Below are 25,832 nucleotides of genomic sequence, written 5' to 3'. Positions count from 1 at the left end.
CAACGATGAGTGATTTTATTCTGCCCGATATCGGTGAAGGTATCGTGGAGTGTGAACTGGTCAAATGGCTGGTCAGCGAAGGCGATCTGATTGAAGAAGACCAGCCGGTGGCGGAAGTGATGACCGACAAAGCCCTGGTCGAAATTCCAGCGCCCTACAAAGGCCGGGTGACCCGCCTTTACTACAAGGAAGGAGACATCGCGAAGGTCCACGCACCACTGTTCGAGCTGGTGGAAGCTGACAGCGATGCCGGAGAAGGCCAAGCGCAAGCGGCGACGGAAACCAAAGCGGCAGCAACCGAGGCCGCTCCGGCGCTCCAACCATCCGCAGATAGCGGCGACGACAGCCCCGAGGACTTCATCCTGCCCGACATAGGCGAAGGCATCGTGGAGTGCGAAGTCGTTGAATGGCTGGTGGCCGAAGGCGATGAGATCGAAGAAGACCAGCCGGTCGTGGAAGTCATGACCGACAAGGCCATGGTTGAAATTACTGCGCCCAAGGCCGGCCGGATCACCAAGCTGTACCACGAAAAACAGGCCATGGCACAGGTACACTCGCCGCTGTTTGCCTTCATCCCCCGCGAACGGGAAGAAGGCGCCAGCGCCAAGCCGACCACCAGTCCGGAACCGGCGCCTGCCGCCAAACCGGCAGCCACCACCCCGACAACCGGCCCCGCCCGCCACCGGATTCCGGCCGGGCCGGCGGTGCGTCGTATGGTGCGGGAAAACAACCTCAATCTGGCGGATATTGCCGGCTCAGGCAAAGACGGCCGGGTACTGAAATCCGATGTGATGGCGCACCTCGAGAAAGCCTCACAACCGGCGCCAGAGCAGAAAGAGAGCTCAGCCACCCAGCCCGCAACCGCCAATCGCAGCCGTCGTAGCCGTCGTAGTCATGCGGCCGATCAGGAGGTTCGGGTGGAGCCGATTCGCGGCATGAAAGCCGCCATGGCGCGCAGCATGGTGAACTCGGCCAGCACCATCCCTCACTTCAACTTCTGTGAGGATATTGACGTTACCGACCTGCTGAAGCTGCGGGCGGAGCTGAAACCCGAGGCCGAAGCCCGTGGTTCCCGTCTCACCCTGATGCCGTTCATCATGAAGGCGATGGCTCTGGCGGTGCAGGAGTACCCGATCCTCAACAGCCAGTTGAACGAGGAGGCCACCGAAATCCACTACCTGCCCCAGTGCAACATTGGTATGGCGGTGGATGGCAAGGCTGGGCTGATCGTGCCCAACGTCAAGGGAGTGGAAAGCCTGACTCTGCTGGAAGTGGCCGATGAAGTCGCCCGACTGACCGAAGCGGCCCGCTCCGGCCGGGTAAGCCCGGATGACCTCAAAGGCGGCACCATCTCCATTTCCAACATTGGCGCGCTCGGTGGCACCTATGCCGCTCCGATCATCAATGCCCCGGAAGTGGCGATTGTGGCGCTTGGTCGGACCCAGAAACTGCCACGGTTCGATGCCAACGGCCAGGTGGTGGAACGGGCGATCATGACCGTCAGCTGGGGCGGCGACCATCGCATCATTGATGGCGGCACCATTGCCCGCTTCTGCAATCTCTGGAAGAGCTACCTGGAATCGCCGCAGTCCATGCTGCTCCACATGGGTTGATTGCCAACCATGGTGCAGAACACTCAACTGCAGCAGTTCTACATCCCGGAAGAGCAGTCGATCTACCTGCTCAGCCACGACGATGCCAAGAAGCTCAAGGACTGGGTGGCGCTCTGCGCTACCCAGCTCCGCCAGTTGGGCTACCGGGACATCGAGCTCATCGGCAAGGGCGCCTATGGCTTTGTGTTCGCTGGCCGCCTTGTCCGGGATGATGGCACCGAACTGGAGCATGTGTTCAAGTTCACCCGTATCAACCTGCCGCAACACCTTCAGGATCGCCTGGAGGATGAGGCCCACATTCTCGAACAGGTTCACCACCCGCGAGTGCCCAGGCTGATCTCCTACCAGCGTGCCCGTAACCAGCCGATACTGGTGATGGAACGGGCGGCAGGTCTCAACCTGGAAGAAGTCTCCCTCCGCGAAGGCCGGCTGACACCCCGGCTGATCATTCGCATCGCCGACCAGTTGGCCGATATTCTGCGCAACCTGCGACGGGAGAACGGCCTATCCGGTCGCCCCATCGTGCACGGCGACATCAAGCCCTCCAATCTGGTGTTCGATGCCGAAACCGAGAACATCGCGTTGATCGACTGGGGGTCATCGGTATTTGCCCAGCTGGATGCCAACCAGCAGTTCGTCACCGCCAACGTCATGGAACTGATGTCAGACAACCTCCAGCAGACCAATGCCCGGCTTGGCGACGTTTACTTCATTGGCACCGAACAACTCAACGGTGGCCTTTCCTCGCCCCGTTTTGATGAACAGGGCGCCGCCGGCACCCTCTACGCGCTCGCCTCCGGACAGTCGTGCCGGTTCGGACACCAGGCCATTCCGGCCACTTCCCTGGGCCTGCCGATGGAGTTCGCCCGCATGCTCGATGGCATGTTGGCGGACGACCCGGAGACCCGTCGCCAGGCCGGCGACTACTACCTGGCCGAAATGCCCCGGCTGGCCAAGACGGTGATGATCGACTTGCCAACACCACCGGTAGCCCCGCTGGTTCCGGTGTGGGTACGAGCCTCAGACCAGGAAATCGACACCGTGGTCTACAGCTCGCGAAAGTCCTTTCTGCGGGAGGAAGGCGCCCCGGAAACCCTGAGCGACGTCAACGACGTTCAGCTCGATCGTTACTACAAGAACTTCATGCAGGGCATGGGCGAAACCGAGAAGGCCTTTCTTGCTGCGGTGAGTCGATTGGGCCGCTACCCGATCGAGGGTGGCCTGGCGGTGCGCTGGGAAACCGACGGCGTCTACGTCGACACCTCCCTGAACCTGCACGACCCGGCCCTGAAGCCGGCGTTTGTGCGGGCAGTGAACAACATGGTCAATCTGGCCCAGGCGATCTATCGCAAAGGCATATTCAAGAGCTGCCTGTTCAACGCCCGCAACACCCTGCACGTTGACCGGGACAACGCCGACCAGCCGTTCGTGGTAGACCCGGGCATGCGCCTGCACTACGAAGTCAGTGCCGCGCCGGAAGTGGAAGATGAAACCCGGGTTCACTCCTACTTTGAGGACGGCCCAGACCCGGAGGAATTCCTGGTCCTGCCGGACACCATCATTTCCGCGCTGGAGGCCCTCAACAACATTCACCACACCGGCATGATCATCTTCGAGGCCCTGCCCCGGCACCTGAAGATCCACAGCCACTACCGGCTGCTCGATCCGGAGCGGGAACCGGAGTTTCGCCGCCTGCTCGACGTCATCCTCTCGGCGGTCGAAGAGATCAGCGGCCTGGGCATTTCCGGGTTCATGAAGATGCCCTACAAGGACACCCGCTTCTTCCCTCACATCGAGCGCCTGCCGGAAAGTTACTACCCGCGCAATCCGCGGGCCTCGCAGGCCTGAACACACCGGATGCGTCTGTTCAGTGCAGGGTCAGTGCTGACAATGCTCGAGACTGCCCATCAGCGCTGTCAGCACCGCCGCGTAATGGCCCTTGCCGATCTCAATATCAGCGCCCAACGGGTCCATAACCCCTATCGTGGTGACATTGGAACCTTCGAACACGGTATCGATCAGGCCGGGGTTGTACTGTGGCTCAGTGAAGGCGCACGTGACGCCAAGGTTCGATACCAGTGTCTGGATTTCCCGAATCCGCGCCGGGCCGGGATCGGTAGCGTCTGACAGTGATATCGCCCCGGCCGCAGCCAGCCCGAATCGACGTTCGAAATACTGGTAGGCATCGTGGAACACGATAAACCGGATACCCTCCAGATCCTGTGCACGCCGATCCAGCGAGGCCGTCAGCTCCGCCAGTGAGGCACCAAGGTCACGGGCATTGTCACGGTATAGCCTGGCGTTAGCCGGGTCTTCGGCAGCGAGTACCCGGGCAATCTCACCAGCCCAGACAGCGGCATTGATCGGATCAAGCCAGGCGTGGGGATCATGCTCGCCGTGATGATGGCCTTCGTCGCTGCCGTGATCACCTGAGTGATGCCCTGAATCGTGGTGGTCGCCACCGGATTCGTCTTGCCCATGCTCATGAGCCTCAAAGGTCGCCCCTTCCCTGAAATGGCGGGTGATGGTTGTATCCAATGCCAGCAATTCAACCTTGTCAGCCGACTCCGCAAGCGTCTTCAGCGCGCTCTCCAGCCAGGGCGTCAAATCACTGCTTATCCAGAAAACCACGTCGGCCCGGGAGAGTGCCTCCGCCTCGGATGGGCGCAGGGAGTAGCTGTGGGGGGAAGCCTCTGGCTGGATCAGCAGGTCCGGCTCGGCGACGCCATCCATCACCTGGCTGACGATTGAGTGAAGGGGTGCAATGTCCACCGCAACCCTGGGAGGCGCACTCCAACCGACGGCCGGTAAAAACAGTACGGCAATACCTGCTAACAACTGGCGTCGGAACATCGTATCTCTCCTGGAATGGCTGATTGGTAGGGCAATTGTGAAAAGTCCGGCGTGAGCCTGACTGCAAACTGGCTCTTGATGTAAACGTTATGTTATAACATTGCCTTTGTTTTGGGAACCCGAAGGTGAACCGGACAAAGAGCTCGACAAAAGGATACTCAGATGTTGATCGAAACCCGCAACCTGTCCGTCAGGATTGGCAAAACACCGATCCTGTCAGCCATCACGATGAGCGTTCAGCGGGGAGAAATCGTCACCATCATTGGCCCCAACGGCTCCGGCAAGTCGACGCTGATGCGAACACTGATCGGCGCACTGCTCCCCTGTCAGGGAGAAATACTGCGCTCACCGGGCCTGAGGATTGGCTATGTTCCGCAACGACTGCACATCGATGAAACCCTGCCACTGACGGTTCGGCGGTTTCTGCAGCTGCCCCGCCGACGCTCCCGGGAGGAGCTACAGGCGGTGGTAAGCAGCGCCGGAGCACAGCAGCTTCTCGATCATCAGCTGTTGGCGCTGTCGGGCGGCCAGTTGCAGAGAGTGGTGCTGGCAAGAGCCCTGCTCGACAAGCCTGATCTACTGCTGCTGGATGAACCTACCCAGGGCCTTGATCGCCGGGGCACCTCAGCGTTCTATCATCAGATTGCCAGTATCCGGCAACAGTACGACTGCGCTGTGATTCTGGTGAGTCACGATCTGCGGGTGGTCATGCGCCGGTCCGAACGGGTTATCTGCCTCAACGGCCACATCTGTTGCGAAGGCAAGCCGGATACTGTCGGTACCTCAACGGCATTCCGTTCACTGTTTGGTCAGGATGAGGATGATGACACCCTGGCGCTGTATCAGCACCGTGAGCATGACCGCCGCCACTCGATGCCGGAGGCAGTCTGATGCTGAACGATTTCCTGTACCGGGCGGCACTCGCCGGCATTGGCGTCGCACTCGCGGCCGCGCCGTTAGGCTGCTTTGTGGTCTGGCGGCGCATGGCCTTCTTTGGCGATGCAACCGCTCACGCCGCCATGCTTGGTGTTGCCCTCTCGCTGACGCTGTCGACACCAATCTTTACCGGCGTGCTCGCGATCTCTCTTGCCATGGCCGTCACCGTATCTACCCTGAGCGGCCGGGGTTACGCGATGGATACGCTGCTGGGGGTAATGGCCCACTCTTCCCTCGCCATCGGCCTGGTGTGCGTCTCGTTTCTGTCCGGGGTTCGTATTGACCTGATGGCGTACCTGTTCGGCGATATCCTGGCCGTCGGCAAAACGGATCTCGCCATTATCTGGGGTGGCGCGATCCTGGTGCTGGCTATGGTAGGCTATCGCTGGTCCGCTCTGCTGCTGTCGACGCTCAGTCCGGACCTCGCCCGGGCCAGCGGTATATCCCCTCGACGGGAGCAACTCATATTGTTGATTGCCCTTGCCATCGTGGTCGCGGTCGCCATAAAGGTCGTTGGCGTGCTGTTGATTGCCGCCATGCTCATCATTCCGGCAGCAACCGCGCGCAAGCTATCCCGCACGCCGGAAGCCATGGCATTGATGGCGGCGATAATCGGGGCCTGTGCCAGCGTGGCGGGACTTGCTGTCTCGTATCGGTTTGACTCCCCGACCGGCCCCACTATCGTGTGTGTCGTCGCTTTTCTGTTTGTTGTCCTTAATGGGCTCCAGGCGACGGTGCAGAGAATCAGAACATTGCTGTCGGATGAACGACAGGCATTTGATTGATCAGGAGTTGTTGTACCCATGACCCAACCGCGAGCTTTCTCGCTGCGCCACAAACTTCTGATTGCCGGATTGGGCGCCATTATCCTTCTGGTCAGCCTGTTGGCAGCCCCAACCTCTCCCGCGCTGACCCAGGCAGCACCGGTCGCAGAGGCCGCGACCGAAACCGCCACAGACAGCAATACAGGCTCCCCGGAGGACGTCACCCCGCCCGCTCAACCAGACGAGCAGCACGATGGGCAGCCCGGCGACAACACACTCGCCCGAACGGTTCAGCCGGGAGACACCCTGAGCGAGATCTTCCAGTCAAGCAACGTGCCTTTGAGCGATCTGCGACAGATCATCAAAGCAGACACCGAGTACCTGGATCTGGAAACCCTGAGACCCGGCACCGAGCTTACCCTGGCGTTTGACCCTGACGGCAACTTTGCTGCCCTCGAACTCCGCCTGGACCCTGCCCGAAAAGTCGCTTACACCAAACAGTCGGACGGTAGCTTCGAATACCGGAAGTATGAGGCGGACACCCGCTGGGTCTCCGAAGTGATTCGCGGCAGGATTAACGGCAGCTTCTATGCGTCCGCCGTCCGTTCCGGGCTGACCCGGGCCCAGGTGCTGCTGATCGACCAATTACTGGGCAGCAAACTCGATTTCAGCCGGGATCTGCGGGTTGGCGATACCTTCAGCGTCATGGTTGGCCATGAACTGATCGGCCCGGACAGCACCGGCAACACCCGCCTGGACGCCATCGCACTCAACCGCAGGAACACAACGCTGTACGCGTTCCGGTTCGACGACGGCAACTACTACGATGAGAACGGCGACAGCGTATCGCCGGCGTTTCTGCGCTGGCCCACCTCGAAGCGCTACCGGGTCAGCTCGCCGTTTAACCGGAACCGCCTACACCCGGTCACCGGACGTCGCCGCCCCCACAACGGCGTGGACCTGGCAACGCCAATCGGAACACCGGTCCTCAGCACCGGCGATGGCATCGTCCGACGGGTCGGCAATCACCCTTACGCCGGCAAATACATCGACATCGATCACGGGGGCTCCCACACCACCCGTTACCTGCACCTCAGTAAGGTACTGGTGGGCACCGGTGCCCAGATCCGCCGCGGCCAGCAGATTGCCCGCTCTGGCAATACCGGCCGAAGCACCGGCCCCCACCTGCATTTCGAGTTCCACATCAAGGGCCGCCCGGTGAACCCGCTGACGGCGAACATCCCCACCGCAGCCTCGGTTCCCGCAGCCGAAGCAGCTCGTTTCGCTGAGAAGGCGGAACAACAGATGGCGGTGATGACGCACGCCGCAAGCCGGTCGGAACTTCTGCTTTCAGAGGCACCATCACTGTTTGAGTGAGATGACGCTTGCAACACAAAGCCGTCAAACTCCCTTGCCTCGACAAAGCTTGATGCTAAATTAACAGATAGTTAACCGATAGGAACTGATCGTATGAAAAGGATTTCAACTATCGCGACCTCTGTTTTAAGCCTGTGCCTTGGTGTCCTGCTGTTTCACGGCTGCAGTTGGACATCTCGTTATGACGAGTTGGTGCAAGCCGGAAGGGTTCACTATGAAGCGGGCCGTTATGAGGAATCGTACAAACAGTTCTCGGAGGCCGGTAGCCATGACCATGCAGAAGCACTTCACTATCTCGGGCGCCACCACGATTTAGGACAGGGGGTTAACCAGAATTACGCTCTAGCAGCAGACTATTATCGGCGAGCACATCAGTTGGGCTTTGCCAGGTCGACCAATAACCTCGGCTATCTGTACCTGCAAGGCCGAGGGGTGCCCAAAGACCCCGAAAAGGCCATCACATTGTTCAGGGAGGCGGCCGAGAAAGACGTTCCTCAGGCCTCTTATAGTCTCGGGATTGTTTATGAAAACCGGGAAAATTACGAGCTCGCCCGCGGTCATTTCAAGAAAGCCGCTTTGGAAGGCCATACAGCAGCACAGGTGATGATCGGAAAATACATGGTCAGTGGTACTGGCGGACCACAGAATTATCAGGAGGGTCGTCGGTTTACCAGGATGGCCGCGGAAAAAGGCGACGCTTCCGCCCAGTACAACATGGGGCTGATCCACACAAACGGATGGGGGGTCGAAAGAAACAGTCAAGCCGCCTTCCAATGGTACTTAAAAGCTGCCGCTCTGGGTCATGTAGATGCCCAATACACCCTCGCAAACCATTACTACCACGGAAACGGAATCAGGAAAGACTTCCGAAAAGCGGCACAGTGGTACGAGAACGCTGCGGGACAGGGGCACCGGGTTGCCATGCATAATATGGGTATCCTTTACCGTAATGGGCAGGGGGTAGCCCAACGACCTCGCCTCGCCTTCCGTTGGTTCAGGCAAGCAGCTGAGGACGAGTACGGGCCGGCCCAGTATATGGTGGGCGTATCGTATTTGCGGGGGACCGGTGTGGCCAGGAACCCGCAACAGGCTCAAAGGTGGTGTCAAAGGGCTGATGGGAACGGAGTCAGGGAAGCCTCCCAATGTATCTCAGATGCCCGAAACGAGCTCGCCCGTCTTAATCGATCTCGCTCCAACCGGAATGAAAGGCGAGCTGAGAATCAGACAGAGCTCGCGGATTGGCTAACCGCAGCTGCAGCTGTTATTGGCGGAATCGCGTTGATCGATGCATTCTCGGATGACGACTCTCCAACAGTTTCTTCCGGATCATGCAAAGATAAAGCACGAAGCCGGATAGGCGCTTGTGAGATCACAACGGACTACAGCACCTGCACCTCTTCTGGCTGCTCCAACGAGATAACCTGCTATGACAGCCAGGACGGCGGCGACGGCGATCAATGTGTAGGTTTCTGGGAGCGTCTGGCTACCTACTCCGGAGGCGGTGAAACAGGCACGGTTTATTGCGATACCGATAATCCAGAGAACTACAGCGAGGATATTGAAAACGTAATAGAGGAAATTTGTCAGTGAGACCACAAATCGACAAAGGACCAGGTCGCCAGGAGCGAATCTTCAGAGTCTTTTCCCCGAAGCTATTTGAGTCGTGTGGGCTTGCTTGAAAGTGCAAGCAGTGCAAGCACGAAGCTTCCTTTTTGCCTAGACGCCAGAGTAATGGGCACTAACGAAGCGCAGCGTAGTTGATCAGAGGCTCCCTAAATTGAGATATCATAGGTAACCGCAAAGGCACCCTCCGGAACTTCCACGCTATAATTTCTGAGGTTTTCTAATCAGAAGTACGATCTGTATGAGAACCAATGGCTGAAATACGGACAGCAGAAAACCAACGACAGTGGATCGTGTTACGTGATCAACCTTTTGCTTGGCTAAAGAGTGAACAGCATAAGTACCTACGACCACTCCTAATACCCAAAGGCCAACATTAAGGTATTGCCAAATTTGAGTTAAATTCAGAATCAAAACATCTTCCTTTTTGACTTATAATGCAGGCAAGCGTTTCCGGGTAACCAATGAAAACAGGTAATCTTCGGGAAGCTCCATGCACCGATTCTAAGGCTTAAATTTCATATTAAGCAGCGGCTTAACATAAAATTTTAGTGCTGCCATCTTTGGACCAATAGTAACAAGTGCCTTTCTTGAAATCCCATTCACCAATCATCGGAACTCTTGCACCGTTTTTGCTCCACATCACTCTGGATAATTGCAGCATTTCAACTGGCATTTCTCCCAGGTTGTCGCCGTTATTATTAATAATTTTCACAAACCCGGCTTTATCACCTGAAGAACCTGGCGACATCGCAACAAATGACAAATACGCTTCATAAGAAACAATAGCTGTGTAATTTCCTGTTGGATCAATTTCTTTTGAATAAACAATCCTGTCAAAAGCAAGAAAGCACCCACATAAAACAATCACCAACAGAAATATTATGGCATATTTAAACATATTGATTACTCTTCTCGTTGGTTAGCGAGGCTGTAGAAAATCCCTCGCCCCTTTTTTGATGACGTTACTATTTAAAATCCAGATGCGCTTTCGATGATCAAAGCTCCAGTCTATTAAGAATGGGAGCTATTTTCAGTTTGTTCCTTGACCAGCCTGGGATCAGAAAGATCCCCTGACCTTATTTCTACAGCCTCAACGCCTGATGTCAGACAATAACCGCAGCACTTTGAGATAACGAGGTAGAGGAAGGAGGGTCGCTGCCGGTACCCTCATTCGCTTTACCGACCAAAGTGAAGCAGTGATGGGATACCGACAACTGACCCAAGAACAACGATACCAGATTTCTGCCCTGCGTGTGGTAGGCAAGAGCCAACGACAGATTGCCACGATTCTGGGCTGCCACAGCAGCACCGTCTGTCGGGAGCTACGCCGCAACGCGACCGCAGGGGGTTACCAGGCTGCCTTGGCACAGCAGCGCAGTGACCAGCGGCGACGGCAGGCCAATAAAGCCCACAAGCGGGCTTCGTCATTGATTGACTGGGTCAGCCGACTGATCCGAAAGCGCTGGAGTCCGGATCAGATCGCAGGCCTGATGGCGCGCCTGGGGTCGTTCCGAGTCAGCCGCCAGTGGATCTACGACCTGATCCTCCGGGACCGCGCCAACGGCGGCAAGCTCTGGACCTACGGCCGGCACTCCAGGAGGCGCCGCGCTCAACGAGATCTGGCCAAGCATGCGGGACTGGGCAAGATCCCGAATCGAACGGGTATAGAGCATCGACCTGCCGAGATAGACCAGCGTCTGGAAGTGGGCCACTGGGAAGGAGACACGGTTCTGCACGGCCACAAGCAGTCAGGCATCGTAACGCTCGTGGAACGTCGTAGCGGATACTTGCTGGCAGGCCGGTTGGCGCGTGTCACAGCCGACCTGACGACGAATGCGATCATCCGCTTGATGACGCCGATTCGCGGCGCCGTCAGCACCCTGACGCTGGACAATGGCAGTGAGTTCGCAGACCACCAGAGAATGGCCAAAGCCTTGAGCATGGCGACGTACTTCTGTGATCCCTATTGCTCAGGACAGCGTGGGACCAATGAGAATACCAACGGCTTGATACGGCAGTACTATCCGAAGGGAACCGACTTCTCAGCGGTCAGTCAGCGAGCCCTGAATCGGGTGGTCGATGAGATCAATAATCGCCCCAGAAAACGGCTGGGGTACCGCACACCGGCGGAGGTGTTCTGGGGAGAATATTCCGGGGCACTACCAACGAGTGGTGCTGCACTTATTGTTTGACTTCAGGACCACAGTCACTTGTTAGGCGCTGACGCCTAGATCGATAGGAAAAGATTCGCGTAACCTGAGTTCTCATTCAGAAAGTCTCGCAAACCTGCCAAATACTGTCTAAGTGACTCCTCAGGAGCGTCGTGAAATTCTTCAATCCTTGACCATGGGTTTATTACTTCCGATATTTCATCATCATTCAGGCTCCTGATTCTATCTTGGAGCGCTTTAGGGAATGATAAAACAAAAGCCTCCCCCTCTGGTGGGTGAACGGGCTGAAACCCTTTCATTAGCTCCTTATATGAAGAGACACCTAGAAATTCACCAAGCAAGGATAGCGGGATCGTGTCGATATTCTTTGCGTTAAACCACTTTCCATATGAATAGGGATCTTCGCTATTCACTACTTCCTCAGGGTCATTTCCTTCGAGGAATACAACATCTGAAATTGGCACTCATCTCTCCTTTTATGGACGCCTAGACATTATGACTCCCCACTAGAGGGCTGCCCCCGCTTCGTGGGTTAGCCTCAGCCAGAGCCATAATTTACGTGTTCTCATGCGTAAAATTGGGGGCAGCACCATGAAAAAACATAGCACACTGTTCATCGGACTGGATACGCACAAAGACACCATTGCCGTGGCCTACGCCACAGATTCCCGAACCGATCCAGTCACTTACGTGGGCACCATTGGCACCCAGCACTACGCCATCCGAAAGATGGTCCGGCAGTTCGAGTCCCGACATCCAGGCTGCCAGCTTCAGTTCGTGTATGAAGCCGGCCCTTGCGGTTACTGGCTCTATCGATTGCTCTCAAGCTGGGACTATCCCTGCTTCGTGGTGGCGCCATCCATGATCCCGAAGAAGCCCGGCCAACAGGTCAAAACCGACAAGCGCGATTGTATGCAACTGGCCCAGTTGCTGCGCAACGGCGACATTGATCCCATTTATGTGCCGGAACCGGAAGATGAGGCCATCCGCGATCTTTCCCGAGCCCGGGAAACTGCCATGTGGGATCTCAAAAACGCCAAGAGCCAGCTCAAGGCGTTCCTGTTGCGACAGGATATCCGCTACACCGGTTCAGCCAACTGGTCGGCCGCACACCTGCGCTGGCTCTCCGAACTGGTCATGCCCACGCCGTCCCAGAACACCGTGTTCCGGGAAATGCTCTACACCATTGTCGAACGCCACAAGCGTCTCGAACGGCTCGATAACGAACTCAGCTACCAGGTGCGGCGATGGCGGTTCTACCCACTGGTCAAAGCCGTCCAGGCGCTACGGGGTGTTCAGTTGCTGGTCGCTACCAGCGTTGTCGCTGAACTGGGGGATCTCCAGCGCTTCGACAACCCCAGGAAGCTGATGGCATACGTTGGTCTAACGCCCAGCGAACGATCCAGTGGCAGCCGCCGTCGGATCGGGCCACTGACCTGTGCCGGCAACAAACGGGCAAGACGCATGCTGATCGAAGCAGCCCATGCCTATCGATACCCGGCCAAAACCTCCCGGATCTTGCAGCAGCGCCAGGAAGACTTGCCCAAGGCCATTGTGGAAAAGGCCTGGGATGCTCAGGTCCGACTCTGTCGACGCTATCGATCGCTGATGCAGCGCGGCAAACATCGAAACGTGGTCGTGGCCGCCATTGCCAGAGAACTGGTCGGTCACATCTGGGCGATTGCCCGGGAAGTGGTGATCGCCAAACCCGATCCAAGGTTGATGCTATGACAACGATTATGGGACAGGACAGGCGCTTCAGGCCGCGGAGTGTGAAGCAACCCTCGACGCGCGTTAGGAAGCCTGGCTGACGACTCAGACCAGACGCTCGCTCATAGACGGAGGACCGGCTTCACGACGGAAAAGTAAGGTGGTGAGAACCCACGGATATCAGCATGAAAACCGTCGACGATTACTGGCCTCAGCGTCTGTCCTGACCCGCCCTTTACCGCGGGAATGTAGCTCTGAAAAACGGGCCTGGACCGGTGTTTGCCTCTTGACGTGGGGAGTCATATCAACGCTGAGCTTAGCGGCGCCCTTGTAATGGAGGCGAAGCCGCAATGAAAAGGGCGTCCGGCGGCCATCGGCCGCGTACTACAGCGCCTTGTTAAAATTTCTCGATCAGGCCAGCTTGAAGTACACCAACGCCCCAACTGGAATCACAACGAAAAAATACAGGGTAAGGCGAACCCAATCCCTGGCCATAGTCCAGATGAACGCTGGCAAAAATACGTAAACGCCCAAGCCAAGGTAGAAAGACCACAGAACTACGGCGACGTCTGCGACCCTTGCAGCCAAATTATTCTCTGTGGCGGCATAGGAAAACATCACGATCGCAACAACTACGGTAAATATGCAAAGACCTCTCGCCCAAAGGCGAAAAACTCTATCTGCTGTATCGCTCATCTAAACTTTTAACATTGATTCAACGGCTCATGACGTGTTTAAACACGTCACCAGACGTGATATCCCGCCACATTTCTCCATCAAACCTATACGCCAATCACCAATCTATCAAGCACTTAAAGAGGGTTTATCTAGGTCCGTTTTGGGCAAAATGTGTCAAACGCCATAATATCCCGACAACTGTACGGAACACAGCCCAGCTTGGAGTGCCAACATGGACAACCATCAAAGAACACGTATCCGGGGTTTTGCCTTTTACCGTGATTTCGCCACTCCTTGGCCCCTTAACCGACATTTAATCAGTCAGCTAGACTGCTATGCTCTCCCACAATTGGCAAGAGGCAAGAACCTGTGATTGCGCGCGAAGTATTCGAATAAGGGACATTTTGTAGCCGTTGGCCAGACCAGCCAGAGCATCGGGGGAGACGTCGACCCGTATTCAATGCGCTGTTCCTCACATCCTTTGAGGAGCTTCTGATTAAGGCCCTGCCTGGGAGAACCCTGACGCCGAGGCGATGATAACGAACCCGAAGATGGCCCAGTCATTGATTATGTGGGCACCGGTGGAGACCCACAGATTCCTGGTTTTGATGTAGGCCAGGGTCAATACGAGTCGTGCACTGCCAATAATCAGGATGCACTGGAGCCAATTCCAGTTGTAGGACGGCAGGTGTGCCAAACCGAATATCACCGCAGAGACCACCCAGGCGATAAGCACCGAGATACTACGGCTCAGTCCCAGGCGGTTGTGCATCCAGTAAAGGATGGCCAGAAACGGCAGTATGGTCAGAATCTCCTCGCCCAACAGCTGTGGAACAGAGCGCAGGAAGAAGACCATCTGGTCAGCGGCTGCCTGGTTTGCCAGGCCGCCAACCGCGACATTTACATCAGCCCCGAACAGCTTCATCACCAGAATGCCGACCAGGCTGCTCACGATCAGGTTGAGAATCGCAAAGGCAAGCATCCACCCGATATCCACACCACGTACAGGGCGAAACAGCGCTTTCCAATGCGGGCCAGCCACACAACGCAATGCCACAAGAGGAACCACCGCGAACAATACGGTACGGATCACGATACCCGTCGGCGAGATCAGTACCGGAATCGGCGCTGTGAGACAGGCGAAGCCCACGGCAACCGCTGCCAGCACCAGCATCCATTGGCCGGAATTGAGGGTGATCGGCTGGCCGTGGTAGAACGGAAAGTCACCGACAGAGACATCCCGGTTTGGCGAGCCGCCGTTCAGGATGGGTTTGCCTGGGTTCGGGTGGTTATCCGGCACACCCTGGGGTTTGTGGTGCATGATTTCGTTTCCTAGCTCACTGACAACAACACGACCACCAGCCCTTGCCAGAACACCGTCAGGATGATCCAGACCGCGCAGGCTAGCCAGAGATAACTTGGCACTCTATGTCTGTACGCAAACCAGCCTGCGATAAGCTGTACCACCGCCGTCATCGCAACCATGGCGCTGAAATAGCCATACAGTTCCCTGGAACCATCACCCGGTTGGAAGTACGCCACAAAGTGGATGACACCAAACAGGATGGTGGCAACCTGGAGGATGAAAACGCCCAGTTTTCGCCAGTTGGGAATGTCTTCGTTGAATAACGATTGCGATAACTTGTTCATCTTATTGATCCATTCTTCCAGTGAACAAACGGCAGCTTCTGCAAGTGTCAGTCAGCCAGCAACTGGGTGCGATACTGCCCCGGTGTCGATCCGGTCCATTTTCTGAAGGCTTTGTTGAAGGCACTCAGTTCCGAAAAATGTAACTGCTGTGCGATCGCCTCCATGGCCAGGTTGGGATCAGCCAGCAGGCGAAGTGCGAAATCCCGCTTCAGGTTGCCCAAAATGCCACTGTACGTGGCGCCCTCTTTCTTCAGTTTTCGCCAGTACAGATTCTCAGAGAGGCCCAGCGAATGGGCGATGTCCGCCTGCTTAAGCCAGCCCGTCTCCCGGTGGAGCACCAGCAGCCGTCGGGTTTGCCTGGTGAACGGCTCCGCCGTGTTTCGCACCAGCATCATGTTGTGATTGTCTTTCAGCATCCTCAACACCTCGTCCTGCGTTGCGGAGAACGGCACATCGATCGCTGCCTCATCAAACACAATCCGGTTATCGTCGGCAGAAAACGTCAGGCGCTCGCCGAACAGGTAACGCAAATGGCTATCGATGGACTGTTCCGGAAAACGGAACGCCAGAATTCTGGGTTTCAGTTCCTCACCAATGAACCAGCTGATCAGTCGCAGCCAGATCAGCAGCATGCTTTGATAGATAAACCGGTAACTGAGGTTTCTGCGCTCATCAAACTTGAGCACCAGGGCCACCGTGCCCGCCTGGCGCACGATCTCCCAGTGGAACTGGTCCGTGAACATTGAAAAGTACAGGTTGCCATAGTCCACCAGTGCCCGCAGAGAACGGCATCCCACAGCGCCCATCGCAAACACCCCAAAGGCCCGCCTGGGTAGCGGTTTGTCCAGAAACCCCAGGAACAGGTCTTCGGTTTCAAACATCACACGTTTAACGAACCCGCTGTACTCGAGTTTGGACACCCGGTGCCCGCTCACTGTCAGTTGCCGATCAGTCAGTTGCCATTCCGACAGGAGACGCTGTGCAACAGGCGACCGCACCCCGATGCCTTCCAATACATCCCCCAGGAAAGGCATTGGGATGGTTTGCGTCATCAAGTGTTCTTGCAGGGAGTTCAATGGAGCGACCATTCGCGTTATCCAACCAAGGATTGCCGATCTATCGATACAATCTATCGGAGAACGCAAGAAATGGACAAGCCGGCGGCAGGATTTGAACCTGCCGTCCTGGCGAGGCAGACGGTAGGTTGATCAGACCAGGGACGGCAATGCCAACAGCCGTCCGGAACCATCCAGACCACCATGGCCGGAGGCCCCTACCCGTGCATCGATCAGACGAACAACGCCTGTTAGAACGCTGTCTTGAATTGTTGCAAGAGAAAACCACGACCCTGGCGTCGGCAAGCCACGCCTCGCCGGTCGAACGCTATATCGATCCAGACCGGTTTGAGCGTGAGATGCAGACCATCCACCAACAACTTCCGCTGGCCTACCTGCACAGCAGCGAACTGCCGGGGCCACACTATTTCCGGTCCCTGGAGACACACACAGGTGCAGTCCTGTTCACCCGCGGCGGCGACGGCAAGGTCAACGCCTTTCACAACGTCTGCCGGCACCGTGGCGCCAGGGTCGAATCCCGGGCCTCCGGCTGTGCCAAGGCCTTTTCCTGCCCCTACCACGCGTGGCGCTACGGCTCAGATGGGGCGCTGGTCTCAGTCCCCTTCGAGCAGACCTGCTTTCCTGGTCTGGACAAGCAGGCTCACGGTCTCAGCAACATACCCTGCGTGGAAACGCACGGGTTCATCTGGCTGTGCCCGGCCGCCGAAACCCAGGCGGATGCGGAACAGCAGCTCAAGCAGCACCTGGCCCCTGTGGAAGGCGACCTCACCTGGCTGGGGTTGGATCAGCTCCACGTATTCAAACAGCATCGCCGACGCTGGCGTTGCAACTGGAAGATCGTGACCGAGGGTGGATTGGAAACCTATCACTTCAAGTTCGCGCACAAGAACAGCATCGGTCCGTATTTTCTGAGCAACACCTGCGTTACTGATCAAATGGGCGCGCATTTTCGGGTCGTCATGCCCACGGAGAGGCTGCGGGACGTTACCCTCGATTCACTGGGGGAAGCCCGACTCAGGGACATCGCCCACATTGTCTACGGGCTGGCGCCACAGACCACACTGCTGGTCCAGAAAGCCCATGTCGATTGGATTCAGATGATTCCGGTGAGCGCCGATGAAACCGACATCGTGATCACATCGCTGATCCCGACACCGCCGGCCGCGCTGAGTGAGGAGGCCCTGAGCCATTGGCAACGCAACATGGCCATCTCCATCGCCACGCTGGACGAGGATTTTGAACTGGGCGAATCAATTCAGGCGGGACTGACCAGCGGCGCCAACCAGTCCCTGACCTTCGGGCGTAATGAAGGCGCCCTGGAGGCCTACAATCGCTGGGTTGAGGACAGGTTGGAAGCGGCCCGGCAGACCTGCAAGTCTGCCAAATGAGACGCCCGTGGCTGTCGTAAAACCAGCGCTAAACCGGCGCCACAATCCCCAGCGTCTGGTTTACCGCGTCGCGGATCTCCCGGTAGCGTTCGGGGTTGTGGCTGAGTGTGTCGAGGCTGTCTTCGGGGAAGATGTCTTTGAGCTTCTGCCTGGCCTCGTCCCCGGCTACCACGGCGGGTAGCAGCTGTTCGAGGCATCGCAGCATGACTTCCGGCGACACCGATGCGCCGGGAGATGCCCCCAGCAAGGTGCCGTAAGTCTTGTCGCTGGACACGATGATCTCGGTGCCCATCTGCAGGTCGCCGTCCTTGATGATCTGCACCCGCTGGCCGGCTTCCACCGCTTTCCAGTCAAACTTGCGGCTGATGCCCGGCGCGAAATTCTCCAGCTCCGCCAGCATGCTACTCTCGCCTTTAAAGGTTTCAGAGACCAGATACTTCACTAGCGGGAAGTGCTCCAGGGCCACGTTCAGCAGGCCCGGCAGATCGTGTAATCGCATGGACCGGAGGTAGTCGATGAAGCCACGGCCTTTTTCCAGAACCGGCTTGAAGGACGCAAACGGCCCGAACAGCAGATAGTGCTGACCGTTCGCCACCCGCAGATCCAGGTGTGGCACAGACATGGGCGGCGCGCCCACTTTGGCCTTGCCGTAGGTCTTGGCCCGGTACTGGTCGGCCTGCTCCCTGGTGATGGCCGCCTGCAGGAACCGCCCTCCTACCGGAAAGCCACTGAAGCGGGCGCGGAATGGCAGGTGGCTCTTTTTCAGAAGTGGGAAGGCGCCGCCCCCGGCACCGACAAACAATACATCGGCCTTGTACTGAACCGCGTTGCCCATACGCTCGGTTTCCACCAGCCAGCTGCCCGCCGGGCTTCGGTGTACGCGTTTGACGTGGGTGCCGTACTCGATCTTGACGCCAAGCTCGTTCACGGCGTAGTTCGCCATCTGCTCCGTCAGCGCCCCGAAGTTCACATCGGTGCCGGTTTCAATGACGGTGGCGGCCATCTTTTCATGGCGCGGGCGGCCTTCCATGAGGTACGGCAGCCAGCGCTCAATCTCATCAAAGTCCTCGGAGTACTGCATGTGCTCAAAGAAATGATGGGCAGACATTTCCTTGAAGCGCAGTCGCAGTTCTTCAATCGCGGATTCGGAAACGATGGTGCAGTGTTTGGTCTGGTTGATGAACGTCTTGGGGTCCTGGATTGCGCCTTTGTTGACCAGATAGGCCCAGAACTGTTTGGCGACATTGAACTGGGCATGAATCTTCAATGCCTTCTCGACCGAGATGACCTCTTCGTCCACCGGGGTGTAGTTCAGCTCGCAGTTTGCCTCGTGCCCGGTGCCGGCGTTGTTGAACACCCAGGAGTTACCGGCGCCAGGGCCTTCCAGGCGTTCCAGAATAGTAACGTCCAGTTCCGGTGCCAGCTCCTTCGCCAACACCGCAAACGTGGTGCCCATGATACCCGCGCCAATGACGATCACTTTCATAACGTCTTCCTACCCATCGTTTTTTCCATTTTTAACAAGCTAGAACCTAGCACGCTTAGGCATACGCGGGAAATCAGGGGCTGGTCCACACTGTTCCGGGTCAGGCGTCCCGGTAGGCGCTCTCACGCCGCTCGTTGATGGCCTTGACCTCGGCGCAGAGCTCGGCGGTGGGCCGGAGCAGCAGCCGTGGGATGCCGATCGGCTCACCGGATTCCAGGCAATAACCAAAGTCGCCGGTGGCGATGCGGCGCATGGCGGCCTCGATCTTGGGCAGCAGTTTGCGCTCGCGATCCACAATGCGCAAAGCCAGCCGAGACTCCTCCTCGTAGGCGGCACGGTCGGCATCGTCGTTGTGTTCGGGCGGGTTCGCCAGGGTCTGTTTGGCAGCCTCGATGCTGTCCATGGTGTCCTGGCGCAGTTGCTCCAGTGTGGCCTTGAAGAAGGCGATTTGCGCCTCGTTCATGTAATCCACCTCTGGGGCTTCCAGCAGTTCTTCCTTCGTCAGCATTCCATTCATTCCGTCAGATAGTTTGTTCTTGGCCGTAACCGGCGTTGTTTTGAGTCGGCAGATAATACCGGGTTTTTCAGGCGATTGGCTGTTTGATCGACACAGAGTTGATCTCTACCCGGAAAACAATGTTATAACATAACACTCATGTTTGCCGAGAAACGGCTGAGTACTCGCCGAACACCGACAGCAACAAACTCACCACAAACCCACCGTCCAGCCTCCTGGAGACCCCCTGTGACAGCCCTGTTGAAAGCCCCCCATCCCCCATCTGCAGTTGAAAGCGAAGCTGCCGACTGCCTGACTGAGATTTTTCGCAATACCGTGAACCTGGCCATCTGGCAACGCCGTCTGGATGCGCCCCTGCATTCGTTCGCCGATGCGTTACTGGCGCACTCCGACAGCCTGGAGCGCTTTATCAGCGTCGGCCCCGGAGAGTCCGCGCACGAGCTGCTGCCGGCCTGGGCGGCCAACCTTCCCGGCGCCGGCGCCTTCCTGGCCGACCTTGATCACCTGATCGAGATGTTCCGCTGCCTGTTTGAACCTGCGGCGGTTGGCGTTCGGCTTCACGCCCTGCAACGGCCGATGTGCCCCCGGTTCCACACCGACCGGGTTCCGGTGCGGCTACTGAGCACGTATCTGGGGCCGGGTACGGAGTGGCTGCCGGAGTCCTGTGTGGTTCGCCACCGGGACACGGGGCGGCTGCCGGACCAGACCGCCAGCGCCGCGGAGATTCGCCATGTCCCTACCGGCGCGGTGGCACTGCTCAAGGGTGAGGCCTGGATCGGCAACGAAGGTCACGGTGTGGTGCACCGCTCACCTTGCGGGCGGGGTGATCCCCGGCTGTTGATTGGTCTCGACTGGCTCAGTGAGTGATGGCGGCTGACGACTGTCCTGCCGTCACCTGCAATCCTCCCAGAACGGTTTTCAGGTGGTCGTCCAGCAGCCTCTCGGTGTCCAGGGGAGCATAATCAGCAAACAGGATCTGCCAGATCGCGGCGATCATTGGCGCTCCCGCCAGAACCTGCGGCGCCACCTGCCCTGAGCCCTGGCGGAACTCCCCGCTGGCCTCGCCATCCTGCAGGCATTGCCGAATGGCCGCCGTACCGGGTTCAACGATATTGGAATAATAGAATTGCCGGAGATTTTCATGCTTTGGCCCCTCGGCGATCATCAGTCGCAGGATGGTGCGAAAATCTCCGGTCCCCAGAAAACGGCCCAGCGAGCGGACCAATTGCTCCAGGCGCTCTGTCGGTGGCCAGCTCGCCAGGGTGGCCGCCTGTCGGACGGAGTCCAGCGCCGGCCCCACCACATCCCGAACCATGCCCTGAAACAGGTCTTCCTTGTTCTTGAAGTAGAGGTACACCGTTCCCTTGGCCACCTCGGCCTCCCGGGCAACGTCGTCCATACGGGCTGCCTCGAAGCCGTGTTCGTCAAAGACCTTTAGCGCGGCTCTCACCAGATCCTCACGGCGGCGGCGCTGGGAGCGCGTTAAGGGCTTGTCCTCGTTATCAGAATTCATTGGCTGCTTCTCCTGGCAGATGTCGGTGCCGGTTTCTTGCTGATGCAGAAGTGCTTATATCGAGTCCATCGGTATTGCGTCAACTGACCAGTCAGTCATATTATGACTCATCAGTCATTTTATGTAATCCAACCTGGAGCCGCTGACCAAAAAGGCCATTGGCGCCCCAACCCGGACATCGTTATGCCGACGCTCACTCCTTCGATACTGTTCAACCTGGCCGGCCGGCGGCTTGGCTTTACCCTGGCTGCCGCCGGCGGCCTGCTGTTGATGGCCTGCTCGCCACCGCCGGAACCCAAGATGCCGGTCGCACGCACGGTGATGGTCAGCCCGGCCGACGTCGCCGCCGACAGGCTGATGACGTTCAGTGGCACCGTGCAGGCCCGCCGTCGTTCTGTACTGGCATTCGAAACCGGCGGCATGATCCGGTCTCTGGACGTGGACCTGGGTGACACCGTTGAGCGCCACCAGCCCCTTGCCACCCTGGATGACGAGGCCCTGCGACTGGACCTGAGGGCCCGCCGCGCCAACCTGGCCAACGCTGAGGCCGACCGGCGGGAGGCCGAACTGGACTACCGGCGTCGGCTGGCGTTGGCAGACACCGGCGCCACCTCACGCTCCGCCATTGACCAGACCCGGGCCCGGTTTGAGCGGGCACAGGCACAGGTCGACGCGCTCAAGGCCGAGGTTGCACAGGCACAGGACCGACTGGAAGACGCAACACTCCTGGCGCCGTTTCGGGGCGAGGTCACCGAGCGACTGGCGGAGCCGGCCGAGTTTGTCGCCGCAGGCCAGCCGATTCTCCACCTGATTGGCGAGCGAGACGGCCTTGAAGCGACCATTCACGTTCCCGGTCCGGTCCGGGAGGCGCTGGATACTGGCCAGACCCTGGCGGTCTCGGTGCTGAATCACGGACGATCAACCACTGGCGTTGTCGCCCGGATTGGCTCCCAGGCCAACCGGGCCGGGCTGTTTCCAATCACCCTCACGCTGGCAACCGACGATATCTCCCTGCGCCCTGGAGAGACCATTGAGGCCACCTGGGACCAACACCCTGATGCGACGCCCCTGTTGATTCCGGTAACGGCCTATATCCCGGCCGGCCAGCGAATCGGGCGGGTCTTTGTGGTTGAGCAGGTTAACGGGCAGTCGCAGCTCGCCGCCCGGGAGGTGGTGCTGGGTGAGCTTGGCGGTCAGCACATTGAAGTGCTCTCCGGGCTGGAACCCGGTGAGCTGGTGGTCCAGAAAGGCGTTAACCTGCTGCAAACCGGCCAGACCGTCCTTACAGCGGGTGTTGGCATTGCGCGATACAACCAGTGAGGAATGACGGATGAACCTTACCGAAGCCGCGTTCCGATTCCGTCCGGTGGTGCTGTTGTCCGTGCTGGCGCTCATGCTCTATGGCGCCCTGAGCTTTTTCTCATTACCGGCGCGGGAAGACCCCAAGATCACCATTCGCGAGGCGATTGTTTCAACCAGCCTGCCAGGGCTTCGCGCGGACCGGGTCGAAGCCCTGATCACCCGCCCCCTGGAAGAAGCCATCCTCGGTGTCACCGGGGTGGAAGAACTGCGTTCGGTGTCATCGGACGGCCAGTCCATCATTTACGCCAAGGCCTATGACCGGCTCGATGAACTGGATCAGGTGTGGGACGAGGTGGAAGAAGCGGTCACCGATGCCACGCCAGCCCTGCCGGAGGGGACCCACCCGCCCAGGGTCAACGACAGCTTTGGCGATGTTGGCATCATCACCCTGGCGCTGACCGGTAGCGATTACAGCCTTGCGGAACTCCATGACTTTGCCGAACACAGCCGGGAGGTGATCCGCACCCTCACCGGTACCCGCAAAATCGAGATCATCGGCACGGTTGAGCAGCGCATCTTCATTGAGGTCTCCGGTGCCCGTCTCGCCGAACTGGGCATTCCACCGGATGCCATTGCCGACGCTCTGCAATCCCGCAACAGCCTCCAGCACGGCGCGCTGCTGGATTCCGGCGACCGGGCCTTTTCCCTGGTCCCGAGCGGCGAGTTCCGGACGATTGCCGATATTGAGCAGGTGTTGATTGCGGTGCCTGACGACAGCCCGGAAGACGCAACAGAAGCGGACTCGGTGATCCGCCTCGGGGAAATTGCCAACGTCACTCGCGGCTATGCCGATCCGGCACCACGGCGGGCCTATTTCAACGGCAAGCCGGCGGTGGTCCTGTCCATCATCATGCAACCGGACCAGAGCGTACTGGATTACTCCGAGCGGGCGCAGGTGCTGCTGGAGCAACTGGCCGCAACGCTGCCCGTTGGCCTGGATCTGGATGTCATCACCTGGCAGGCGGATCAGGTGGAGAACGCGGTCTACGGCGTATCCTCCAGCGTGGTTCAGACCCTCGCCATCGTGTTGGCGTTTGTGGTGCTGTTCCTTGGCGTGCGTACCGGACTGATCGTCGGCGCCATCATTCCCGCCGTTATGCTGATCACGCTGGCAATGATGGCGTTCCTTGGAATGAGTCTGGAACGCATGAGCCTGGCGACACTGGTCATCGCCCTGGGCCTGCTGGTGGACAATGGCGTGGTCGTTGCGGAACACTTCAAACGGCTTCTGATGGAAGGCAGCAACCGCCAGCAGGCGCTGACCCAGACCGGCCGTGAACTGGCCCTGCCCCTGCTCTCCTCGTCGCTGACCACCATCCTGGTGTTCCTGCCGCTGATGATGGCGGAACACGCCTCCGGCGAGTACACCCGCAACATCTCACTGGTCATTCTTATCTCCCTGTTGTCGTCCTGGGTACTGGCGCTGACCGTGACCCCGACCCTGTGTTACCTGTTCATCAAGGTCCCGGCGAAAACAGCAACGCCGGCCCCGGGCCTGTTCAACCGCGTTGAGATGGCCTACGCCGGTGTGCTGACCCGGATTCTCCGGCACCGGCTGGCCTTTGTGCTTGCGATGTTTGCCCTGTTGCCCCTTGGCGCCTATCTGGTAAAGGCCACCCCAGCCAAGTTTTTTCCGGACAGCGACCGCGCCCAGATCCTGGTCTACGTCAACCTGCCCGCGGGGGTAACGACCCGCACCACCAACGACCGCCTGCAGGCGATGATGCGTCTGATTGCCGATAACGAACGCTACCCGGAACTGGAGGACTTTGCCGCCTATGCCGGCTTCGGCGGCCCCCGCTTCGTGCTCTCGCTGGCACCATTGGAACCGGCTGCGAATGCGGGGTTTATCGTGATCAATGCCCGCAACCGGGACGCCGCTTCGGCTGCCATTCCCCGTCTTCGTGATGACTTCAGGCATGGATTCGCGGATGTCGAGGCACGAATCTCCGGCATGTTCCTGGGGCCGTCTGACCCCAACGTCATCCAGATCCAGGTCAAGGGTCCGGATGCCGATTACATCGTGGCGCAGTCGCAGGTCATCGAAGACATGCTGACATCGATACCCGGCACCATCGATGTCTGGAGCAACTGGTACAACCCGGTTACACGGTTGAATGTGGAGGTCGACCAACACCTGGCGCAGCGCGCTGGTGTTACGTCCGAAGACATTGGCAACTCCCTCACCAGCTACGTCAGTGGTCGAACGATGGCACAGTTCCGCGAGGGAGATGAGGTGTTTGCCATTGTCGCCCGGGCGATTGCCGGCGAGCGCCAGGACCCCGGTCGGCTGAAAACCGCTCCGGTGTTTCCCCAGGGCTCGGCAGACGCGGTGCCACTGGCGCAGATTGCCAGCATCAATACGCAGCCTGGTTTCGGATTCATTCATCGGGAGGATCTGGTCCGCACGGTGACGGTGGAGGCACGCAACCTGACGCTCTCGCCGGAGGACATGGCGCCGATACTGCAGCCCAAACTCGATACCCTGAACCAGCATCTGGCCCCCGGCCACGTGGTGGAGTTCGACGGCATCGTCAAAGACTCTCAGGTTGGCCGCGCGGCGCTGTTTGCCGGCTTTCCACTCTGCCTTGGGCTTTCGGTACTGCTGCTGGTCGCCCAGTTCAATGGCTACCGGCGACCGCTGATTGTCGTGCTCACCATTCCGCTGGTAATCATCGGCGTTGGTATGGGGCTGCGGATCATGCAGGCCCAGTTTGGTTTCATGGTGATTCTCGGAATGCTGGCCCTGGCGGGCATCATCGTGAACAATGCCATCATGCTGATCGACCGGATCGATATCGAACGACGGCAGAGCCGGCGGCCGGATTCTGATATTGTTATCAGCGCCAGCGTTCGGCGTCTGCGGCCCATTCTGATGACAACCATCACCACCATCGTTGGCCTGTTGCCACTGATTCTCGGCAAAGACGTGCTGTTCTATGGCATGGCTTCCAGCATGGCATTTGGCCTTGCGGTCGGAACCATTCTGACCCTGGGTGTGGCACCGGCCCTGTACTGTCTGTTCTTCGGTATCCGCATACCCGGACACGCAGATCGCGAGCCGTCATAAACCGTCGCCGATTTCAGGAATCCCTCGTCAGGAAACCTCACC

At 58.5% G+C, this 25,832-nt stretch carries 21 protein-coding genes; 12 read left to right on the top strand and 9 right to left on the bottom strand.

Going from position 1 to position 25,832, the window contains the following annotated elements:
- The first annotated feature begins 5 nt into the window (after positions 1-5).
- Entirely contained in the window at positions 6-1,613 is a 1,608-nt protein-coding gene (locus J2887_RS09815; RefSeq protein WP_227175819.1) for a dihydrolipoyllysine-residue acetyltransferase, read from the top strand.
- Between the two features lie 9 nt (positions 1,614-1,622).
- The gene (locus J2887_RS09810) at positions 1,623-3,461 is read left to right on the top strand and encodes a protein kinase domain-containing protein (RefSeq protein ID WP_227175818.1); all 1,839 of its coding nucleotides are present in this window, start codon (positions 1,623-1,625) and stop codon (positions 3,459-3,461) included.
- A gap of 30 nt (positions 3,462-3,491) precedes the next feature.
- On the opposite strand, the gene J2887_RS09805 is transcribed toward J2887_RS09810, so the two are convergent.
- Positions 3,492-4,466 carry a zinc ABC transporter substrate-binding protein gene (locus J2887_RS09805; RefSeq protein WP_227175817.1) on the bottom strand — a complete coding sequence of 325 codons (975 nt, stop codon included), beginning with the start codon at positions 4,464-4,466 and terminating at the stop codon, positions 3,492-3,494.
- Positions 4,467-4,628: 162 nt separating this feature from the next.
- Between J2887_RS09805 and J2887_RS09800 the strand changes: the two genes are divergently transcribed.
- The 4 genes from J2887_RS09800 to J2887_RS09785 all read left to right on the top strand — a co-directional run bounded on the left by J2887_RS09800 (position 4,629) and on the right by J2887_RS09785 (position 9,133).
- Positions 4,629-5,357, top strand: a complete 729-nt coding sequence (locus J2887_RS09800; RefSeq protein WP_227175816.1) for a metal ABC transporter ATP-binding protein — start codon at positions 4,629-4,631, stop codon at positions 5,355-5,357.
- A complete protein-coding gene (locus J2887_RS09795) occupies positions 5,357-6,187 on the top strand; it encodes a metal ABC transporter permease (RefSeq protein WP_227175815.1) in 831 nt (276 codons plus the stop codon). The genes J2887_RS09800 and J2887_RS09795 overlap by 1 nt, the downstream gene beginning before the upstream one ends.
- Positions 6,188-6,205: 18 nt before the next feature.
- The gene (locus tag J2887_RS09790; RefSeq protein WP_227175814.1) at positions 6,206-7,543 is read left to right on the top strand and encodes a peptidoglycan DD-metalloendopeptidase family protein; all 1,338 of its coding nucleotides are present in this window, start codon (positions 6,206-6,208) and stop codon (positions 7,541-7,543) included.
- Between the two features lie 93 nt (positions 7,544-7,636).
- Positions 7,637-9,133, top strand: coding sequence for an SEL1-like repeat protein (locus J2887_RS09785; RefSeq protein ID WP_227175813.1), 1,497 nt, complete (start codon positions 7,637-7,639; stop codon positions 9,131-9,133).
- A gap of 568 nt (positions 9,134-9,701) precedes the next feature.
- On the opposite strand, the gene J2887_RS09780 is transcribed toward J2887_RS09785, so the two are convergent.
- The gene (locus J2887_RS09780) at positions 9,702-10,067 is read right to left on the bottom strand and encodes a hypothetical protein (RefSeq protein WP_227175812.1); all 366 of its coding nucleotides are present in this window, start codon (positions 10,065-10,067) and stop codon (positions 9,702-9,704) included.
- 301 nt (positions 10,068-10,368) lie between these two features.
- Here J2887_RS09780 and J2887_RS09775 point away from each other — a divergent pair, with 301 nt between their 5' ends.
- Positions 10,369-11,361 carry an IS30 family transposase gene (locus J2887_RS09775; RefSeq protein WP_227175811.1) on the top strand — a complete coding sequence of 331 codons (993 nt, stop codon included), beginning with the start codon at positions 10,369-10,371 and terminating at the stop codon, positions 11,359-11,361.
- Positions 11,362-11,396: 35 nt separating this feature from the next.
- On the opposite strand, the gene J2887_RS09770 is transcribed toward J2887_RS09775, so the two are convergent.
- Entirely contained in the window at positions 11,397-11,804 is a 408-nt protein-coding gene (locus tag J2887_RS09770; RefSeq protein ID WP_227175810.1) for a hypothetical protein, read from the bottom strand.
- Between the two features lie 127 nt (positions 11,805-11,931).
- Here J2887_RS09770 and J2887_RS09765 point away from each other — a divergent pair, with 127 nt between their 5' ends.
- Positions 11,932-13,071 (top strand): IS110 family transposase, encoded by a 1,140-nt coding sequence (locus J2887_RS09765; protein WP_227173627.1) that lies wholly within the window; start codon positions 11,932-11,934, stop codon positions 13,069-13,071.
- A gap of 1,153 nt (positions 13,072-14,224) precedes the next feature.
- Here the strand turns inward: J2887_RS09765 and J2887_RS09760 are convergent.
- From J2887_RS09760 to J2887_RS09750, 3 genes are read right to left on the bottom strand one after another with little or no spacing between them, the layout of a single operon-like run.
- Positions 14,225-15,049, bottom strand: coding sequence for a CPBP family intramembrane glutamic endopeptidase (locus tag J2887_RS09760; protein ID WP_227175809.1), 825 nt, complete (start codon positions 15,047-15,049; stop codon positions 14,225-14,227).
- Positions 15,050-15,060: 11 nt separating this feature from the next.
- On the bottom strand, positions 15,061-15,378 hold the full coding sequence (locus J2887_RS09755) for a hypothetical protein (protein WP_227175808.1): 318 nt from the start codon (positions 15,376-15,378) through the stop codon (positions 15,061-15,063).
- A 47-nt stretch (positions 15,379-15,425) separates the two neighbouring features.
- The gene (locus J2887_RS09750; protein WP_227175807.1) at positions 15,426-16,430 is read right to left on the bottom strand and encodes an AraC family transcriptional regulator; all 1,005 of its coding nucleotides are present in this window, start codon (positions 16,428-16,430) and stop codon (positions 15,426-15,428) included.
- A gap of 227 nt (positions 16,431-16,657) precedes the next feature.
- Here J2887_RS09750 and J2887_RS09745 point away from each other — a divergent pair, with 227 nt between their 5' ends.
- Positions 16,658-17,842 (top strand): aromatic ring-hydroxylating oxygenase subunit alpha, encoded by a 1,185-nt coding sequence (locus tag J2887_RS09745; protein WP_227175806.1) that lies wholly within the window; start codon positions 16,658-16,660, stop codon positions 17,840-17,842.
- A 28-nt stretch (positions 17,843-17,870) separates the two neighbouring features.
- Here J2887_RS09745 and J2887_RS09740 read toward each other — a convergent pair whose 3' ends face one another.
- Both J2887_RS09740 and J2887_RS09735 read right to left on the bottom strand, forming a co-directional pair.
- Positions 17,871-19,328, bottom strand: coding sequence for a malate:quinone oxidoreductase (locus J2887_RS09740; RefSeq protein ID WP_227175805.1), 1,458 nt, complete (start codon positions 19,326-19,328; stop codon positions 17,871-17,873).
- A gap of 100 nt (positions 19,329-19,428) precedes the next feature.
- Positions 19,429-19,836: a TraR/DksA C4-type zinc finger protein gene (locus tag J2887_RS09735; RefSeq protein ID WP_228752852.1), complete on the bottom strand. Its 408-nt coding sequence runs from the start codon at positions 19,834-19,836 to the stop codon at positions 19,429-19,431.
- A 237-nt stretch (positions 19,837-20,073) separates the two neighbouring features.
- Between J2887_RS09735 and J2887_RS09730 the strand changes: the two genes are divergently transcribed.
- Complete coding sequence (locus tag J2887_RS09730; RefSeq protein WP_227175803.1) at positions 20,074-20,712, top strand: DUF1826 domain-containing protein; 639 nt, start codon at positions 20,074-20,076, stop codon at positions 20,710-20,712.
- Here J2887_RS09730 and J2887_RS09725 read toward each other — a convergent pair.
- The gene (locus tag J2887_RS09725) at positions 20,702-21,358 is read right to left on the bottom strand and encodes a TetR/AcrR family transcriptional regulator (RefSeq protein ID WP_227175802.1); all 657 of its coding nucleotides are present in this window, start codon (positions 21,356-21,358) and stop codon (positions 20,702-20,704) included. The two genes, J2887_RS09730 and J2887_RS09725, sit on opposite strands and share 11 nt — an antisense overlap.
- A 183-nt stretch (positions 21,359-21,541) precedes the next feature.
- On the opposite strand from J2887_RS09725, the gene J2887_RS09720 reads away from it, so the two are divergent.
- Together J2887_RS09720 and J2887_RS09715 are read left to right on the top strand one after the other, a co-directional pair.
- On the top strand, positions 21,542-22,678 hold the full coding sequence (locus J2887_RS09720) for an efflux RND transporter periplasmic adaptor subunit (protein WP_227175801.1): 1,137 nt from the start codon (positions 21,542-21,544) through the stop codon (positions 22,676-22,678).
- A 10-nt stretch (positions 22,679-22,688) separates the two neighbouring features.
- The gene (locus tag J2887_RS09715; RefSeq protein WP_227175800.1) at positions 22,689-25,790 is read left to right on the top strand and encodes an efflux RND transporter permease subunit; all 3,102 of its coding nucleotides are present in this window, start codon (positions 22,689-22,691) and stop codon (positions 25,788-25,790) included.
- Positions 25,791-25,832 lie beyond the last annotated feature (42 nt).

The organism is Marinobacter sp. CA1 (assembly GCF_020546665.1).
GTDB classification, from domain to species: Bacteria; Pseudomonadota; Gammaproteobacteria; order Pseudomonadales; family Oleiphilaceae; genus Marinobacter; species Marinobacter xestospongiae.
This window is presented reverse-complemented; position numbering and strand designations above follow the sequence as displayed.